Here is a 17689-nt window from a genome sequence, read left to right on the forward strand (position 1 = left end):
CCAAGCCATGAACAGTTTGACTGAATCGTCAGTTCGCAACATCCCGCTTTGCAAATATAACCCATGCGAGAACACCGAATACGGCCATATAGCCTGCCAGAACAACAAGCGAGAAGGTCAGGGTCATTTCGCTGAGGAACGGTCTGCCTGCGGTATACGAATTCAAGTCAAAATTGGCAAACAGCAGATATTTGGTCCAGGCAAATGATTTCAGCATATAAGCAAGCTGCGGTCCGCTCAGCAGGAAGAAGATCGATACGCCGATTGCGACTGCGCCGGAGCGAAGAACGGATGAAATCATGAACGCGAAGGTCACCATCACGACGAGTCCAATTCCGCCATAAGCGGATGCTTTCAGCACGTTGCCCACGACATTCTCTGCAGCATCGCCGGCACCGGCACCGAAACCGAACAAGAAGCCGCCGGTAATGAAAGCCGTGATCATCATAATCAGCGCAAGCGAAAGTCCGAACAAGAGCACTGCCGTGTATTTAGCCAGCAGAAATTGGGATCGACTATAGGGTCGGATCAGCAGCAGCTTGATTGTGCCGCCGGAGAATTCCGACGCGACGATACCTGCCGCGACGATAATCGTAAACAAGGTCACGATGTTCATGAGGTTCGGTACGGCTGTTAAGACCAGATCAAGAAATTCCCAGCCGTCCTGCACTTGAATTTCCTGCTCGCCCGAATAGAAACAAAGCAGCCCTGCGGCGATTACCAGCACAGGCACAAGCAGCACCATAATCCTTGTGCCCATTCGCGCGTAAAGCTTATGAAGCTCGTTAACGAGCAGTTTGCGTATTACTTGCTGCATGATTGTCGCCCTCCGTTAGCTGCATGTATTTCTCTTCCAAAGTTTGTGGCCGCTTAGTCGCACTATCTCCCGCCGCCGTGCCTGACAAGTCCGCCAGCGCAAAGGTCGTGCGCAGTCGGCCATCCATCATGACGCCGAATCGATCGCATAACTGCTCCATCTCAGCCAGCAGATGTGAGGACACCATAACCGCGATTCCCTCTTCATGAGCAAGCTTACGAACAAGCCCCCTCATCTCGCGGATTCCGGCGGGATCAAGACCGTTCGTCGGTTCATCAAGAATGAGTACGGCCGGCTTGTGCAGCAGTGCTTGCGCAATACCAAGTCGTTGGCGCATACCCAGCGAATAAGTTTTCACTCTGTCATGAATGCGGGAAGCGAGTCCCACCAGGGAGATAACCTCCTCTATCCGGCTTTGCGTAATCCCATCGCCCATGCGGGCGTATTGCTTCAAATTTTGCATGCCTGTGAGATGTTTATAGAGCTCTGGGTTTTCCACGATCGCACCGACATGCCGAATCGCTTCCTTAAACTGACTTCGAATGCTGCTTCCGCCGATTCGGACATCGCCGTCGCTCATCGCAATTAAACCCACCATCATACGAATCGTTGTCGTTTTGCCTGCTCCGTTAGGACCGAGCAACCCGAAAACTTCGCCGCGGTTCAAATGAAAGCTAATATGATGCACAATCGTTTTTCCGCGTATTTGCTTCGTAAGATTATTGACTTCAACAAAAGGTTCGTTCATCGGCCTTCCCCTCCACTACTGATTCATTGCTCTAATCGTAATGGAGAAACCATACCTGACCCTTTCCCAAATGTTACGAAAGTCTTTCGAATTGCTCCGCAATCGGCTGTACACAAACAATCCTATTACTCATACACTATCAACAATATACGAATGAACGTACTAGAAGGAGCGTGAACGCTTGAACCATCTGCCTCCGTCTGATCTCACATCCCGGTTCATCCAGGAAAGTGATCCGTATGCCAGCGAAATCGTTTTTCCGCTTCCAAGCTTTTGGTGGAGCCGACCTTATGAATATCAGTGGTGTTCTGCTTTTGCCGAAGCGGAAGACATCGTACTGGATGCCGCCTGCGGCATTTCGCATCCGTTTAAGTTCTACTTGGCACAGCATTGCAAGCAAGCCCATGCCTGTGATTGGGATCCGCAGATTGTCTCCTTTCCTGCTATCGTAGAAGGGGTTCGTACCGATTTCGGAGATGCGGCCGCCGAGCGAGTCGACACGCAATTCCGCTCCAACCTTCAGCTCCAACAAGCCGGTCTCGCTGAACTTCCCTACAGAGACCGCCTATTTGACAAAATATTTTGCATCTCCGTTATGGAGCATTTAAGTCCCTCCGACGCTCTACTCGCCATGCATGAATTTCATCGCACCTTGAAAGATGATGGCGCTGTCGTAATCACGCTGGATTACCCGACAGTCGATCTTACTTACTTCCGGTTAATCATGTCGCTTGCCGGATTTGAATTTGTCGGCGCAGTAGATACGAGAATACCGGAGAATGTCCTGCACACCGAGCAATGGGGCGGTCTGAGCTGTTTCCGCATGTTGCTGAAGAAGGCGCCCTTACAACTGCCATGAGAAAAGCATAGTTATAACAGAGAGAGATGTAAGCTGTCTTTGGGCTGATTGAAGGAGGCTGCAGCAGGGACGAATGGTTACGATAAGCCTATGTATGATTGTGCGTGACGAAGAGTATGCTCTGGAACGATGCCTCTTATCTATCCATGACTTGGTGGATGAGATTAACATCATCGATACGGGATCCGTTGACCGCACGAAGGAAATTGCCCGCAAGTTCACGGAAAACATCTATGATTTCGAATGGATCGACGACTTCGCTGCTGCGCGCAACTTTGCTTTTCAGCATGCAACGAAGGATTACATCCTTTGGCTGGATGCCGATGATACCATCGAAGAAGAAGATCGGATGCGCTTCAAGCTGCTGAAGCAGATCCTGTCGGCTGCTATTGATCGCGTGACGATGCCCTACAATCTGGGATTCGATAATGCCGGCAATGTAACGTCCAGCTTGCGGCGCAATCGGCTTGTGCGAAGAGCATGCGGCTTCCAGTGGATCGGGCCTGTTCACGAGTATTTGAATGCTTGGGGGCCGGCACTGGATAGCGATGTTTGTGTCACGCATAAGAAGGAGAAAACATACACCGACCGGAATCTGAAAATCTATCAGAAGCGTCAAGAAGCAGGCGAAGTATTCTCCATTCGGGACTTGTATTACTACGCCAACGAGCTTCGCGACCATCGCTTGGATGCACAGGCCGTCGTTTATTATGACAAGATGCTGAATTCCGGGCAAGGCTGGATCGAAGATAATATTCAAGCTTGTCTCAAGATGTCTGAGTGTTATGGGCGGCTGGCGAACAAGGAAATGCAGTTCTCTTCGCTCACTCGCGCGCTTCTGTACGAGCGGCCGCGACCGGACGTGTCCTGTGCGATCGGGGCTTATTTCTTCGAAGAGAAACACTATGAAACCGCGATTTTCTGGTATCGCCAAGCAACAGAGGTGCCCCAGCCGGCTACAATGGGCATGGTGAACAACGCTACCTCGACGTGGTACCCGCATCTGCAGCTTTGTTTGTGTTATGACAGAACGGGTCAATTCGAAGCCGCTCATGCCCATAATGAGATTGCATTGACTTTTAACCCGGCACATCCGAGTTTATTGTATAACCGCAAATATTTTGCAGAGGTTCACAAACTCGGACAAACGTCCTAAGCGAAGGGGGAGTGACATGTGACAGAGAGACATGGGCGGATCACGCTCTCCATGGTGGTGCGAAACGAAGCTGGACGTTATCTTCGAAGAGCCCTCTTGCATCATCGTGAATTTATTGATGCCGCCGTGATCATTGATGATTGCAGCGACGATGACACCGTGGCGATATGTCAGGAGATGCTGGCGGGCATACCGGTCAAGATCGTCATCAACGAACGATCGGAATTCAGTAACGAGATTGAGCTTCGCAAGCGTCAATGGGAAGAAACGGCGGCTACGAATCCGGAATGGATCCTGAATCTGGACGCCGATGAAATCTTCGAAGCCAATATGCGAGATTTCGTGCCGACGCTGGTTAATCAGCATGCCATCGATACGTTTGCCTTCCGCTTATACGATATGTGGAGCGAGACTCATTACAGAGAGGACAGCTATTGGCAGGCCCATCTCTTCTATCGCCCCTTCCTCGTTAGATACCGGCCGGAAGCGATCTATCGCTGGAAGGAAACGCCGCAGCACTGCGGACGTTTTCCGCTCACCGTCCTCGATTTTCCTTTTGCCGCGCACGAAGCCAGATTGATGCATTTCGGCTGGGCGACTCCCGAAGACCGACAGCACAAATACGACAGATATATGCGTCTTGATCTGGATGCAAAATACGGGTGGAAAGCGCAGTATGATTCCATTCTCGACCCGGCACCTCTGCTGAAGGCATGGTCGGATTAAGGAGAGTGACTTTGTTGAGGAAGAAACAGGTGCTGATCGCAAGTCCGATTAATCAGGTCAACGTCATCTTGGAACCTTTCCTGCAATCCCTGACGATGCTGGAGAAGAGCGATTTCCTTGTTCGCTATTTGTTTATTGACGATAATCAGGAACCGGCTTCCAGCCAGCTCTTGCAGCAATTTCAACAGACCGAGGGGAACACCGAGCTTCTGCGCTACTCGAATGTCACTTTCCCGGATGCCCGCGTTCATATTTATCACAAGGACGAGAATACGCATTATTGGAAAGAGGATCTGATTTGGAAGGTAGCTGACATGAAGGACTATATGATCCGAGAGGCTATCGAGAAACAATACGATTATATCTTCCTCATCGATTCCGATCTGGTTCTTCATCCCCGCACTTTGGAACAGCTTGTTCAAGCGGAGCGAGACGTGATCTCGAATGTTTTCTGGACGAGGTGGGAACGCGAAGGCATGGAGCTTCCTCAGGTGTGGTTGTCGGATGAATATATTCTATACGAGAAGAAACGAGAAGAATATTTGTCCCCAACTGAAATAACGGCCCGCACGCAGCGGTTTTTGGAGCAGCTTTGGAAACCCGGGGTATATGAGGTGGGCGGATTAGGCGCATGCACGTTGATTAGTAGACGCGCTCTTGAAGCCGGGCTGCGATTCGCCAAAATTCCGAATCTCAATTTCTGGGGCGAGGATCGGCATTTCTGTATTCGGGCTTCGGCGATCGGTTTTGCATTATATGTGGATACTCATTATCCGGCTTATCACATCTACCGAGCAGCTAACTTGGCTGGATTAGACGCCTTTAAGGCTAATGGGTATCAAGCGGTGCGTGATCGATTGGGGAATGCGAAATGGCTGCAGCAGCAAGCATGCTATGATCTGGCTATCGCGCAATATGAGGCTTATTGGGAGGAAGGGTTCGGTCTGCCTGAGCAGCAGGTCGACGCAGCCATGAGCCAGGCAGAATGCTGGGGGAAATCAGGGGATACAGCTAATCAACTAAAGTCGCTGCGCCGTGCGCTCGAATTCGGACTGCCGCTCCCCGATTGCTATTGCCGGCTCGGAGCCGTACATGTGGAACGGCAGGAATGGCAGCAGGCCATTGCTGTTTACACCGCTGCCGTGAACATGACCGATCTAGAAATAACGACTGAGGATTGGAACCTGTATTGTACGTGGCTTCCTCATTTGCAGCTTAGTTTGTGCTATGACCGCTTGGGGTTGCTGGAAGATGGCAACCGTCACAATGAAATCGCCTACTCTTATAAGCCCGATCATCCTTCTATCCTGTACAACAAAGCTTATTTCGCTCAGGCGTTGAAGGATAAGGATGATGACCTTAATTCGGACTAAATCCAATATCCGCAATTTGCCCGTTAGGCACAAAGCCGATGTTGCGATATACTTTGTTAGCTCCCGGATTACGCAGATCGGCATATAACATCGGTGTTATATTCTCTGCCAACAGCAGCTCGGAAACAGCCGCGACTACCGCGCTCGCGTACCCTTTCTTCCGCAGCCGCAGCGGCGTGAAAACAGCGTTAATACGTCCATGTCTCGGCGAGCGATGAGCAATATTCACCATCGAAACCGCTTTGCCATCCACGCGCCACATATACAGCTTGCCTGACTCGATCAACCCTCGAGCCGGCTCCAGCTGGCTCTCCGGCTCAACTGTCCTTCCATAGGCGTCCTCCGAGAATCCGGCCAGAAAATGCGCAACCACATCAACATCTTGCGAAGTCGCGACACTCGCTTCCCCTCTCACATTCGACGGCTTGTACACCTCAGGACAATGATAAGCCTCCATCGTCATCTGAGTCGAGTAACGCAAGTTGTTCGCCCTTGAATATTCCACGGCAAACGGATACGCAGTCTGCGGAGCGCCGGAAATGCCCGGCAGCGAGCGCCCTTCCAGATGATTGACAAGCTCTTGAAGCAGCCGCTTCTCCTCATCCCCGGCCAGCAACCTTGACATCCATAACCAACCGTTGTGTCCGGGCGATTGCGCAAACAACAGCTGTCCGTTCTCGGATCGCATGCATAAGGAATCTTCTATCTCTGTAATACGATGAAGCAAATTGTACCGGACTTCATCGCGGATAAACGGAAGTGACTCCCAATCGTTGTCATGTTGACCCCATCGCACAAACATGTTTGACCTCCTTGACGACATTAATGTTGCGGCACTGCTCGCTGCTACCTGCTTGTCGGACGCTTCACTTTTTTGACTGCGTTACCTACTACTTACATTCGTGCTTGGATCTTACTTTTCCTTTGTCGTTACCCCTTCTCTTTCCTTAAAATACGACACCAAACAAGCAACGGATGCGCAGAAGCAGCCGTTGCTTGTTTGGGTTTACACGCTTGATCGCATCGCGTATCTGCTGCGCTCTTAGGACTCTTCCGGTTTCTCCGTATCGTCGTCCTCATCCGTCGCTTCTTTCTCTTCCTCGACAATCTCTTCTTCGGTCTCCTCGGGTGCCTCCGCTTCTTTATTCTTAGACGGTTGATCGAATATGGTCGTCCGGATGAGTGAAGGATCCGGTCTGTTCTGACCGTACAGCCTGATATAAATTTGCTCAATCTCCTCGCCGGTCAAGTCATCTTGGTTCAGCAGATCTTCCGCGATTGCATGCACAAATTCGGTATGGTCCGAAACGAGCTTCTTCACCTGATTCATCATATCCTTGAGCAGCTCGTTAATCTTCGGCCGCAATGACCGTAGCGCATCCGCTTGCGAACCGACGGCCAGGAAGCTGAACAGCTCATCGCCCATACCAACCGCACCCAAATACGCGCCGGCCATATTGGTTGCCTGCTGCAAATCGGAGGTTACGCCGTTTAACTTCTTGCCTAAGAACAGCTCTTCAACCGCCCTGGCTGCCAAGCAAACCTGAATACTGGCCAAAATCTCGCTGTCGCTGCGGTTATACCGTTCATGCGTCGGCTTGGTGGCGGCAAGGCCGAGCGCATTCCCGCGCCGAACGATCGTTACTTTCCATACCCGATCATGAGGCTTTAGCAAATACTGGGCAACCGCATGACCCGCCTCATGGTAAGCCACGTTTCGTTTCTCGTCGGGACGCATCGAACGCAGCGGCTGCTTCAGCCCCCACTCATAAGTCTCCATGGCAACGCGGAAATCCGGATATTCGGCGACAAATACGCCTCTCTGGTGGGCGATAACGACCGATTCATTGACGATATGTTTAATTTGAGCCGGGCTGTAGCCGATCGTATCCAGTGCGGCCTTCTCCGGCGTCAGGGAAGAATCATGCTTTACTTTCTTGAGATAGTATTGGAAGACGTCCACACGGCCGTCATAATCCGGCGTATCGATCCATAGTTGTCTGTCGAACCGCCCCGGTCTCAGCAGCGCGGAGTCGAGTACATCCGGCAAGTTCGTCGCGGCTACCGTTAGCACGGCCGGACGCTCTGCTTTCTTGCGGCGCAGTCCGAGCATACGGAGCGTTTTGGCGATTCTGCCGTTATCGATGTTCGGTGGATCCATCTGCAGGAGCAGCTCATTGAGCAGCCCTGAACCGCCGCCCATCCCCATCATCCCGCCCATGGCGCCAGCGCCGGATTGGCGTTTCATCCCGATGGCATCGATTTCGTCGATGAAGATGATACAAGCGCCATACATTTTGGCTAGCTTGCGGGCTTTCTTATAAATCCGCATGACCTTCAGATTCCCGACCCCGAAGAACATGTTCTGGAAGCTTGGCGCCGACGCGTAAGCGAAAGGAACCTGGGCTTCATTCGCAATAACCTGAGCCAAGTAGGATTTACCTGTACCCGGAGGACCGCACAGCAGAAAACCCCGGATCGCCTCTCCTCCCATCTCCTTGAACTCTTTGACCCCTTTGAGCAGGATCACAATCCGCTTCGCGTTCTCGACGATTTCGGGATTCCCCCTGTAATCATCCCAGGTGGCGCCGGTCTCACCGGGCAGAATCCAATACGTTCGCCCCCTTGCGAGAAACCAGAACAGGGCCGCGAATTGCACAATCATGAACATCATGGCAAATACAAGCTGGAATAAGAGACTGACAATGCTGAGCGTAATTCCCCAAACCTGGGGCCCCCCTGTCCACACCAACACGCCAATGATGACGATGACGGTGAGCCTTATGAGGAATTTGCGCCACTTGATCCACTGATAACTCCTCATGGCTACACTTCCTTTTCACACGAAATGTGCTCGCTCGTAATAATTGCGATACTCATTTTTACTTAGTAATATTTGAAAATATGCGTGGAATCAAGAGAAGAAAGTCCGCTGAAAGCATCTGTAATATAAATGAAATACTAGAAAACCTGACATCTAAAAATAGAACGGGAACGTTAAAATAAGCTGGTTTCGTATGCAAACAAAACCCCCTATCCACTTATGGATAGGGGGTTACTTCGGTTTAGATCCTCTTAGACTTGGCTACTTTTTGCGGAAGCTAGCAAGCCGGCTTATACCGAAATCAACAAGCGCTCGCTGCGACATAAGCTTCACCTCTGCATCTCCCAGAAAGCCCGACTTCATAGAGGCGCCGGCATGTGCATCGAACGCTGCACCAAGCTCAGCGAAGTCATCCGAATTGATGTTAATATCCGTGAACGTTACCCATTCTCTGACGCCATCCACGGCGATCGGCGCTCCTTGCGTCATCTCGTTCTTGCCTGGATAGCTTGTCCGATACTCGGCCAGATGAAGGGAAGTATTGTTGCCATGACCTACACCAAGCAAGAGAACATAAGCCGCGCATTCGTACAGTTTGGCAAGCGGAGAGTGCTCGCCAAGGCCGAAGGCAAGCGAATGGCCCGCTGTAATAAACGCGGCCTTCGGTCCGCGCGCTGCGAACGAAACCTGCGGATGCCCGCTTCGCAGCGTTCCATTTTGTTTGCGGAAGCATTCCACCAACTGACCCATCCCCCGCGTTACCGTAAGATCCGGCGAGAATGCAGGCGTCTCATCCCGAATCGTCTGCCACCAATCCTCCGGCACCGGAGGATTCGCCCATACCGACGGTTCGGATAAATCGCTGCTGTGCGTCGGCATAACCAGTGTACCGTCTTCGCCAATGGCATCTTCAAGTCCCAGCACGACGGCTTCAGCGCCGCCGACTATCCATCGGTTGAACGATTTGAGCGATGAGTGGACGAGTATGGTCATTCCCTCTTGAACACCTATTTGTCGCAAAGCTTGTGCGATAGATGTGCGAGTCAGCGGACGTTCAGTTTCATTCATAATCATGATTGCCTTCCTCATCCTCTGCCTCGCGTATAAACTGACGAATTACGTGCAAATACGCATCCGTTTCTTCCAAATACCCCATATGCGAGCTTTCCTCGAATACATGCAGCTTCGCTCCGGGGACGAGCGATTGATAATACTGTGTTGCCTCCGGAGTCGCTTCATCATATCGGCCGCATAGGAACAATGTCGGTGCGTTGATTTCATGCAGCTGCCCCGTGACATCGTAGGTCTTCAAGCTGCCGGTCGGACAAAATTCCGACGGTCCCCACATGGACAGATAGACCTCTTTGTTCCCTTTCGGTCTGCTTTCCGTCAATATGGCCGGCCAAGGATCAAGCCTGCAAACATGCCGATTGTAGTAAGCTTTAATGGCTTCCCCGTAGGCCTCGGAGTCCGTTGTTCCTTCCGCCTCATGCTGTGCAATAGCTTGCTGCTTCTCTTCCGGCAGCTGTGCAAGCAATCGGTCCGCATCTTGTTTCCAACGAAGCGCGCTCAAGCATGGACTGGACAAGATCAAGCTGCGGATCCCTTTCGGTTTCCGCCGGATGAAATAAGAGGATGCCAGCATCGTTCCCCATGAATGCCCCAGCACATGCACGTCATCCAGATGGAGCGCTTCGCGAATGCAAGCAAGCTCTTCGACGAACCGATCGGTATGCCATAAGGACGGATCCTCAGGCCGATCGGAATTGCCGGATCCTAATTGATCATAGAAAATAACCGGCCGCTCATCCGCTAACGCGCTTAACGCCGACATTAATGGATCGTGTACATTACCGGGCCCGCCATGCAGAACGATAAGCGGCGTTTTCCCCGAATCGCCTATTTGCACATACCAGACTTTCCCGCCGGGTACTTCAATATATCCTTCATTAGTTGTCATAATGATTTCCTCCTACATCACATAGCGCTCTAACCAGCAAGCCGCTTTTACTTCTATTAGATCCTACCTGATTGTAGAGGAGGTCTGCAACATGCAGCACTGCAGCATACGATTAGGTTAAGTTCGCTGGCCATCCTGCTGTACAATCGGTTTCATAATATCCATGTATACGTAGCCGCCTGAGACTATCGGTTCGTATAAATCAAGGCCTCTTGTCACGACAAAGGTGGCATTCCCGACCCGATCAAATTGTGCGCCATGGCAGGGACAATGAAAATAAGTCGATTTGTCCTTCGCCGCACTAATCTGCGCATCAGTAGCCGGTTCTATTGTACAGCCGAGGTGCGAGCAGGCAGGTGACATGATCCGCAGCATGCCTTGATCATCTACCGCCACATAGACAAATCCTTTGACAGGTTTGGAGTTCCAAGCATCGTCGTAGATCGCGGTGTAATCCATTTTCACCACTTTATTTAATGACATTAACCAATTATAATCACCCAGCAGCGCATAGCTCTGCGGTAAACCTTCATTGACGTTGCCACGATGCTTGATTGCCCCGTAATAGAACAAACCGGTTGTTCCCGCCAGTGCGCCGACGACTCCAATGGCAAGCTTGCCTGTTGTCCCGATAAATGCTCTGCGCGTTATACGGGCAGGTTTCATCTCTTCCATAACAATCACCTCCACTTCTTCCATAATACCCCACCCCATTATGAAAAAGAAAAACAGCATTACGATGGAAGGGCCGGCACGGACTGCTCATGCCGATTCTCCAACCGTAAATCTGCTCTTCATTAATACAATTAATGCAATTAATTATCTAATGCGTTCTCCAATAATTCCAGCTCTACGACCGTATTCACTTCATCCGGGAGCGAGGCGCCGCTGAAGCTGATGAAAGCATCATGCGGATATTCCCAAGCATTCCATGGCGTTTCCACTTTAATCTCCGTGCCGTCTGCGAGCAGGCGAGCACGTTTGATTTTGCCATTCAAACCGCGGAAGTTAATCGGACCCATGCCTCGATCGTAAATATGTGCGTACAAATAGTTGCCATTCTGCGTATACCGGCCCCACTCGGGCTTCTCCAGCTTGGCAGGTCCGCATCCATACAAACTGCTACCGTTGTCATCCATCCATTGACCGACTTCCGCGAGGATCTCGAGGGATTGCCGCGGGATTTCGCCTTTCGCGTTCGGACCGACGTTAAGAAGCAGGTTACCGCCTTTACTTACACATTCGACCAGCCCGCGAATGACGGTCTTCGGCGACTTATAATTGTTGTCTCCCGCGCAATAACCCCAATGATCATTCAGCGTAATACACGCCTCCCAAGGAAGCGGTTCTCCGGCTTCATTCACGACTCCCTCCGGCGGAAGCAGCTGCTCGGGACTCATAAAGTCGCCTGCATACACTTCGGGCTCGGCCGATTTCTTATCGCCGCCAAGCCGGTTATCGATGACGATGTCCGGCTGCAAGCCGCGCATCATCTGCACAAGCTCGGTAGCCTTCCATTTCTCCCCCGTCATGTCATCATAGGAGAAGTCGAACCACATCACATCGATCGTCCCATAATTCGTAAGCAATTCCTTCACTTGTCCGTGCATGTAGGTCAGATAGCGGTCAAATTCAATCTGATGATTCCGATAGTCTTCGTTATCGCGCATCGGATGAATTTTGTCCCCGAAATGCGGATAGTCTTCATGATGCCAATCGATAATGGAATAATAGAGGCCTACACGAATTCCTTCCGAGCGGAATGCTTCAATATATTCGCGGATCAAATCTCTGCCTGCCGGCGTATTGGTAGCTTTGTAATCCGTCAGCTTACTGTCGAACAAACAGAAGCCATCATGGTGCTTAGCCGTCATAACCGCATACTTCATACCCGCAGCCTTAGCAGCTTTGGCCCATTCCTTCGGATTGTATTTAACGGGATTAAATTCTTCGAAGAATGGCTCATAATCCGCGACAGTCAGCTTCTCCAGACTGCGTACCCATTCCCCCCGCGCCGGAATCGCGTAGAGTCCCCAGTGGATAAACATGCCGAACCGATCGTCCATAAACCATTTCATATGCGGTGCCGCGGGGCAGGTGCTCGCACCGGTGTTAGTAGTAATGCTTGCCATGTCCATTCGTCCTCTCATTATGTTCTGTTAATTAAATAGCCATTGAATTGCTCGTATACCTCAGTAAATCGCCCGGTGCAGCCTACGGCATCGAACGATAACGGGCGGATGCCGCGTGACCAAGCCAGAGAATCCGCCTCGAACGAATAGTCCCCTTCAGCAGCGCCTGTTAGCAAGGGGGCAGTAAACACATTCCCTTCCAGCTCTTGCAGTTCATATTCTTGGATCGCTTTATAATGAAAAAACCTCTTGAAGCGTCTTGATTGCTTCCGACTAAACAACATGTTGTTCCGGAAGGAAACGATCCCATCGGATGAGGAGAATGTGCTCATGTAAGGATGCGAGTCATATTCCTCCGATATCAGACCTTCCGGGTTCCCCTGCGGTGTGTGAATTTCGATCGCGTCCGCAAATAGAATATTGCGTTCAAACCGCGTTCCGGAGGAATTCAATACCGAAACCACCTGCAGCCCTTGATCCATAAAAACGTTGTTCTCGAAGCTGCAATCGCGCGTCATATGACTGAGCATCGGAACGCCGAGATTAACGGCCAAATTATCCTGCACGGAACAATTCGTACATTTCTCATCTAAATAATACGCATATCGGCGAACTTTCTCCGAAGCGTTGTAGGCAGCAAAAACCGCATTACCGCTCACCGTCACATTGTCGCTATACCAGCAGACATAGATCGCGGAGCCGTCTTTCATAAATTGCATCGTGTTATACAGCAGGTTGTCGCTGATCACCGTATTCGGGCTGCTGCTGGCAATCCCGCTGTATGGCGTATTATAGATCTCGTTATGAACGAGGGTATGATTCGATCCATCGCTGTTGACGGCGATGGAACTCTGATACGTCAGCCCAATATCATGGATGCGCGATCGCTCCAGGCGGACCTCCTCGCCTTTCCACCTAATGCCGCCCGCTCCGGTATGATGGATATGGCACTCGTTCAGATGAATCTCTTTACCGCTCAGATTAAACGCCCACCCGCCTGTATTCCGGACACTTACGCGATCAAATACGATCTTCTGCACGTCTTCGCCGTGAATGGCGGCGCTCACGCCGATTGCCCCAAAGCCTCCTGCGGAGAGCGGCGTTGCCGCACAAGCGAAGGTTAGTCCTTCGAATCGAATATCATGAGTGCCCGGCTCCAAACAGAGAATGTGCTCCTTCGAAGGGACAATCAGCTGAATGCGATCCATCTCCTCGCCGGGCTGCGGCCAGTAGACCAGCTTCTCATTCGTTCGGTCCAAGTACCACTGTCCCGGATGCTTCAAGCCCTCGCGTACATTCCAAACCACATAGGTTCTTGCATTGGCATTGCGTTCATAGAACGCACCCGGCGGATGTCCCGGTGCATCTAAGAACCGAATTTCGGCTTCTTCATCATCAGAACGTATACCGGCAACTCCTACAAGCGATTCATCCCATTCGTGATAAATGGTCAGCTCCGCATTGCGAGTATCGAGCCAGTCCGAGACATCCTCTCTCTTCACGCGCAATGACATCATTTCTTCGTCTGTGGGCGGTCGCTTCCAACCGCCGGCGAAAGTCGACAGCCACTCTACCTTAAACTCATTCATGTGACGGAATGCTCCCTGCTCCGGCAGTCGCGAACGTTGTCGGTACGTCCCATCCACTTCAATGAGGCGAAAATCCAGCTCCCGATCATACACGCCGGCAATCGGTGTCGTAAGCCAATCCCCATCTCGCTGCCAGGAAGTGACGGGAGCTCCACCGAATAGAATCGGCTGTTCATGCGGATAGGCTTCAATTCGAAGTCCCGCATCTTCCTTATTGAGCGTCAAGCTGACATCGTAATAATGGCCCCCGCGAACGATAATTCGCTTCGCGGCAGCAGCTTCGGACTTCATCGCTCTTGTACGGCTCAGCGCTTCATCTAACGTCCCGACCGGCAGCTCCTCCGTGCCTGGATTGGAATCCAGTCCATGGGGTGCCACATAAATGGAGTCCATTGTCTTCGTCGTCACTCCGCAGTCACCCCTTATGAGCTTCCTTTTGCTCGAATTTCAGCTGCACGCTGCTCCAGTCACCGGCATCGCCAACCACCAACGAAGTGTTCTGAGGGTTTAAACCGAGTTCCTCGAAGATCACCAACTCATTATCCGCCTTCATCCAGCTCCTCGGTAAATAATAACGATCTTGCGTACCGCCGTATGCCCACATGCGGCCGACATTATGTCCGTTCAAGAAAATTTGCCCTTTTTGCAGCTCTCCGATCTGAAGGTAAACAGGCCGATCACCATCCGGAAGCTTGAAATGGGTCTGCAAATAGGCTGGTTTCAATGATCTGCCTTTCCGAGCCACTCGGTTTCCGACCGGCAGCAGCACAACCAGTCCTTCTTCTTCCTTGGCTTGACCGTTCATGAGCTGCGAAGCAGAGAAATCGCCGCTTTCATCCCAAGGCTTCCACGCCCAATTTGTCAATTCGCCTGATTGCGGTGCCACATAGACAGCCAAATTCTCCTTCACGGCATCCGGCACGTTCTCAGCATAATGAATCCTCACATGGAGTTTCGCGCCATCCGCAGTCGGTACGGGAAGCTGCCAAGTGATCCACCGCTTGATTTGGGAGAACATCGTCCATGGCGAGTCCGGATACGATAATGGAAGCACCTCTTCACCATTCACCGACACCCATGCCTTCACGCCATGAATCATCATGAATGCTTGTTGATCCGCTTGCAGCGATAGATCGAATTCGATCGCCGGCAGCGGCTCTTGTTCGCGATAGAAGCGGTTATAGAGAAAGTGAAATGCTTGCGCGGACATCGGCTGCGGGCTCACTTCACGGAATGTCTCGATCTGAATTCTGCGCGAACCGACGACTACCGGTCCTTGAATTCCGACTGCAATCGGTACATCGTAATTGTGACCGAGATCATCGGATAAGAAGACGAAGCGGTTCGTGCCCTTCTTCAGCGTAACCGTAATTTCCTCGAACGCCCAATCCGCAGGATGCCCGTATTCGTCTCTCATGCGAACGGATCGGCGCTCTGCATGAATGCCGCATAATTGTCCATTCACGTACACCGTTGCCCGGGTTGGCGTATGACTGAGCAGCATCGTCTCAACGCCGTCTTTGTCCCATTCCAGCTCTGCACTGTACCAGAGATACCCTTGAACAACACCTAAATCCTCATGGGAATGAGGCTTATCGAGTGCGATCCAACCAGTTGATGCCGAGTCTCCTCCGGAATGAATCTCCGGACAAGGAGCTATTTTCCATGAATCAAGCTCTGGCAAGGTAATTTGCAACGCCTTATGCGTAAAGGCGCGACTGACCGGACGACCGGCTGCATCCAGATAAACCACCTCAGGCGTTCCATCGCTTACCCGGATATCAAGTGCACCGTCACTCAACAGCTCAGCCACGTAATCAGGGCCAAAAACGATCTGCTCTTCGACGATCCAGCATCTTCTGGCCAACTCTTCATCAACAACGATCACATTAATGCCATCGATAACCGTATGCCGTACCTTCCTCCGCTTAACGGACAAATCGTACTCCAGCCCATTTACGCTAATGACGCCGTCTGTTCCGGCAGGACCGTATAAGAGAAGAGCTTTCTTCGCTTCATGGCAAGCCAGCAGACAGAGGTTGCTGTAATTAACCGTTACCCCATTGCCGGCCGAAGTGCCAAACAGCTGCAGCTCCACGGGAATAACCGCAGCGGCTACCTCGCCAAGATGAACCGTCAGCTGCTTGCCGCTTTTGGTCGTGATCGCAAGTTCCCGTTTCGCATCAGCTGTGGACACATAGGCAAGCGAACCTCTGTCGCTCTCACGAACGATCAGCCGCACTCCTTCCTCGCATGTCATGCCGCCGCGATCCTGAAGTTCTGTGCTGTCCATGATATAGTCGCTGAAATGCGCGATAAACAAATTCGCCGGCCTCACCGCGTAATATTTATCCGTCAGCTTCCCGCCTTCGCCTACTGGGTAGCCGGAGGCATACGAGGTAGCGATGTTGTTCCCGCCCCAGAACCCGAAGTTCGTTCCGCCCTCGAACATGTAGTAACAAACCTGCGTGGCAGATGACGTATACTCATAGACCGCCCGCGCAAGATCGAGCCGGTTCGGCCAGTCGCTGACTTGATTGCCCCAATAGATCGGCGCTCCGCACCAGAATTCTGTCGTAATCAACGGCGCGTTCGGCTGCTTGCTCTTAAGATCGTATACAGGCTCAACCTCAACATGGTGGTTGTAGGTCAGAATCATGCTCTCATCGATAAGCTGATCGGCAGCGTCCGTGGAATCGTTGATCTTAACGGTCGTTGGGGTAGCGCCATGGACATTACAAGCCAGAATGGGAATATCGATGCCATGTCCATAATAGATTTCATTGATTTTATAGAGATAACGGCGCATGGATTCATCCCAGCCGCCCGGATACTCATTCTCGTTCTGAATCGTGATAACAGGTCCGCCTCGCGTAATCTGGCGTTCGCTAATGATCGGTATGAGCTGATCGAACCAGCTTTCCACGGCAGCCATGTAGACCGGATCGTCTTCACGGAAACGGAGAACCGGATTCGCACACAGCCATGCCGGTATTCCGCCGCCATCCCATTCACTGCAAATATAAGGGCCGGGCCGCAGCATCGCATACATGCCCAGTTCCCCGATGAGGTCGATGTACGCGGCAAGATCCTTATCGCCCGCGAAATCGACTTGACCTTCCTTCACTTCATGAAAATTCCAGGCCACATACGTGCAAATCGTATTCAAACCGGCACGTTTAGCCCGGAGCAGCACCTCTCTCCATTCCTTTCGCGGATGACGGAAATAATGAATCTCCCCACCTATGATCCAGATCCGCTCGCCGTCCTTCATAAATGATTTGCCGTCATACGTCAGCTTCATCCTTACACCTCTATCTTCAATAGTCATGGAATCCCACTCTCACACTTTCGAGTATACGGGCCGGAAGCAGGACCAAATATGAAGTAATCTACGATTTTTGGACGATTTCCCTACTACTCCATTCAAAAAAAACGGTTAGCATATGCTAACCGCTTCATAATGTAAATAACCCAACATGACTGCACGTACTTTGTCGTATTC

Annotated in this window: 14 protein-coding genes; 4 read left to right on the forward strand and 10 right to left on the reverse strand. The window is 51.5% G+C overall.

Annotated elements, in window-relative coordinates; translation table 11 throughout:
* Window positions 1-28 precede the first annotated feature (28 nt).
* Window positions 29-817 carry an ABC transporter permease gene (locus BM412_RS11370; protein WP_091217685.1) on the reverse strand — a complete coding sequence of 263 codons (789 nt, stop codon included), beginning with the start codon at window positions 815-817 and terminating at the stop codon, window positions 29-31.
* A complete protein-coding gene (locus BM412_RS11375; protein WP_091217687.1) occupies window positions 786-1565 on the reverse strand; it encodes an ABC transporter ATP-binding protein in 780 nt (259 codons plus the stop codon). The genes BM412_RS11370 and BM412_RS11375 overlap by 32 nt, the downstream gene beginning before the upstream one ends.
* A 181-nt stretch (window positions 1566-1746) precedes the next feature.
* Here BM412_RS11375 and BM412_RS11380 point away from each other — a divergent pair, with 181 nt between their 5' ends.
* From BM412_RS11380 to BM412_RS11395, 4 genes are all read left to right on the forward strand, one after another.
* Window positions 1747-2424, forward strand: a complete 678-nt coding sequence (locus BM412_RS11380; protein ID WP_256256249.1) for a class I SAM-dependent methyltransferase — start codon at window positions 1747-1749, stop codon at window positions 2422-2424.
* A 94-nt stretch (window positions 2425-2518) separates the two neighbouring features.
* Window positions 2519-3580 carry a glycosyltransferase family 2 protein gene (locus tag BM412_RS11385; protein WP_256256250.1) on the forward strand — a complete coding sequence of 354 codons (1062 nt, stop codon included), beginning with the start codon at window positions 2519-2521 and terminating at the stop codon, window positions 3578-3580.
* An 18-nt stretch (window positions 3581-3598) separates the two neighbouring features.
* Window positions 3599-4306 (forward strand): glycosyltransferase family 2 protein, encoded by a 708-nt coding sequence (locus tag BM412_RS11390; protein WP_256256251.1) that lies wholly within the window; start codon window positions 3599-3601, stop codon window positions 4304-4306.
* A gap of 14 nt (window positions 4307-4320) precedes the next feature.
* Window positions 4321-5679 (forward strand): glycosyltransferase family 2 protein, encoded by a 1359-nt coding sequence (locus BM412_RS11395; protein WP_091217693.1) that lies wholly within the window; start codon window positions 4321-4323, stop codon window positions 5677-5679.
* On the opposite strand, the gene BM412_RS11400 is transcribed toward BM412_RS11395, so the two are convergent.
* From BM412_RS11400 to BM412_RS11435, 8 genes are all read right to left on the reverse strand, one after another.
* Window positions 5666-6481, reverse strand: coding sequence for a GNAT family N-acetyltransferase (locus BM412_RS11400; RefSeq protein ID WP_091217695.1), 816 nt, complete (start codon window positions 6479-6481; stop codon window positions 5666-5668). The two genes, BM412_RS11395 and BM412_RS11400, sit on opposite strands and share 14 nt — an antisense overlap.
* Before the next feature lie 240 nt (window positions 6482-6721).
* Window positions 6722-8503 carry an AAA family ATPase gene (locus BM412_RS11405; RefSeq protein ID WP_091217697.1) on the reverse strand — a complete coding sequence of 594 codons (1782 nt, stop codon included), beginning with the start codon at window positions 8501-8503 and terminating at the stop codon, window positions 6722-6724.
* A 261-nt stretch (window positions 8504-8764) separates the two neighbouring features.
* Window positions 8765-9577: an AAC(3) family N-acetyltransferase gene (locus BM412_RS11410; RefSeq protein ID WP_091217700.1), complete on the reverse strand. Its 813-nt coding sequence runs from the start codon at window positions 9575-9577 to the stop codon at window positions 8765-8767.
* Window positions 9564-10463, reverse strand: coding sequence for a proline iminopeptidase-family hydrolase (locus BM412_RS11415; protein ID WP_091217703.1), 900 nt, complete (start codon window positions 10461-10463; stop codon window positions 9564-9566). Before BM412_RS11415 ends, BM412_RS11410 begins: the two co-directional genes overlap by 14 nt.
* A gap of 117 nt (window positions 10464-10580) precedes the next feature.
* Window positions 10581-11138, reverse strand: a complete 558-nt coding sequence (locus tag BM412_RS11420) for a QcrA and Rieske domain-containing protein (protein ID WP_177245781.1) — start codon at window positions 11136-11138, stop codon at window positions 10581-10583.
* A 140-nt stretch (window positions 11139-11278) separates the two neighbouring features.
* Complete coding sequence (locus BM412_RS11425; RefSeq protein WP_256256252.1) at window positions 11279-12595, reverse strand: alpha-L-fucosidase; 1317 nt, start codon at window positions 12593-12595, stop codon at window positions 11279-11281.
* Window positions 12596-12612: 17 nt separating this feature from the next.
* Window positions 12613-14592: a right-handed parallel beta-helix repeat-containing protein gene (locus tag BM412_RS11430; protein ID WP_091217711.1), complete on the reverse strand. Its 1980-nt coding sequence runs from the start codon at window positions 14590-14592 to the stop codon at window positions 12613-12615.
* Between the two features lie 7 nt (window positions 14593-14599).
* Window positions 14600-17515 (reverse strand): beta-galactosidase, encoded by a 2916-nt coding sequence (locus tag BM412_RS11435; RefSeq protein WP_091217714.1) that lies wholly within the window; start codon window positions 17513-17515, stop codon window positions 14600-14602.
* Between the last annotated feature and the right edge of the window lie 174 nt (window positions 17516-17689).

It is taken from the genome of Paenibacillus sp. BC26, from assembly GCF_900116125.1.
GTDB lineage: Bacteria > Bacillota > Bacilli > Paenibacillales > Paenibacillaceae > Paenibacillus_Z > Paenibacillus_Z lignilyticus.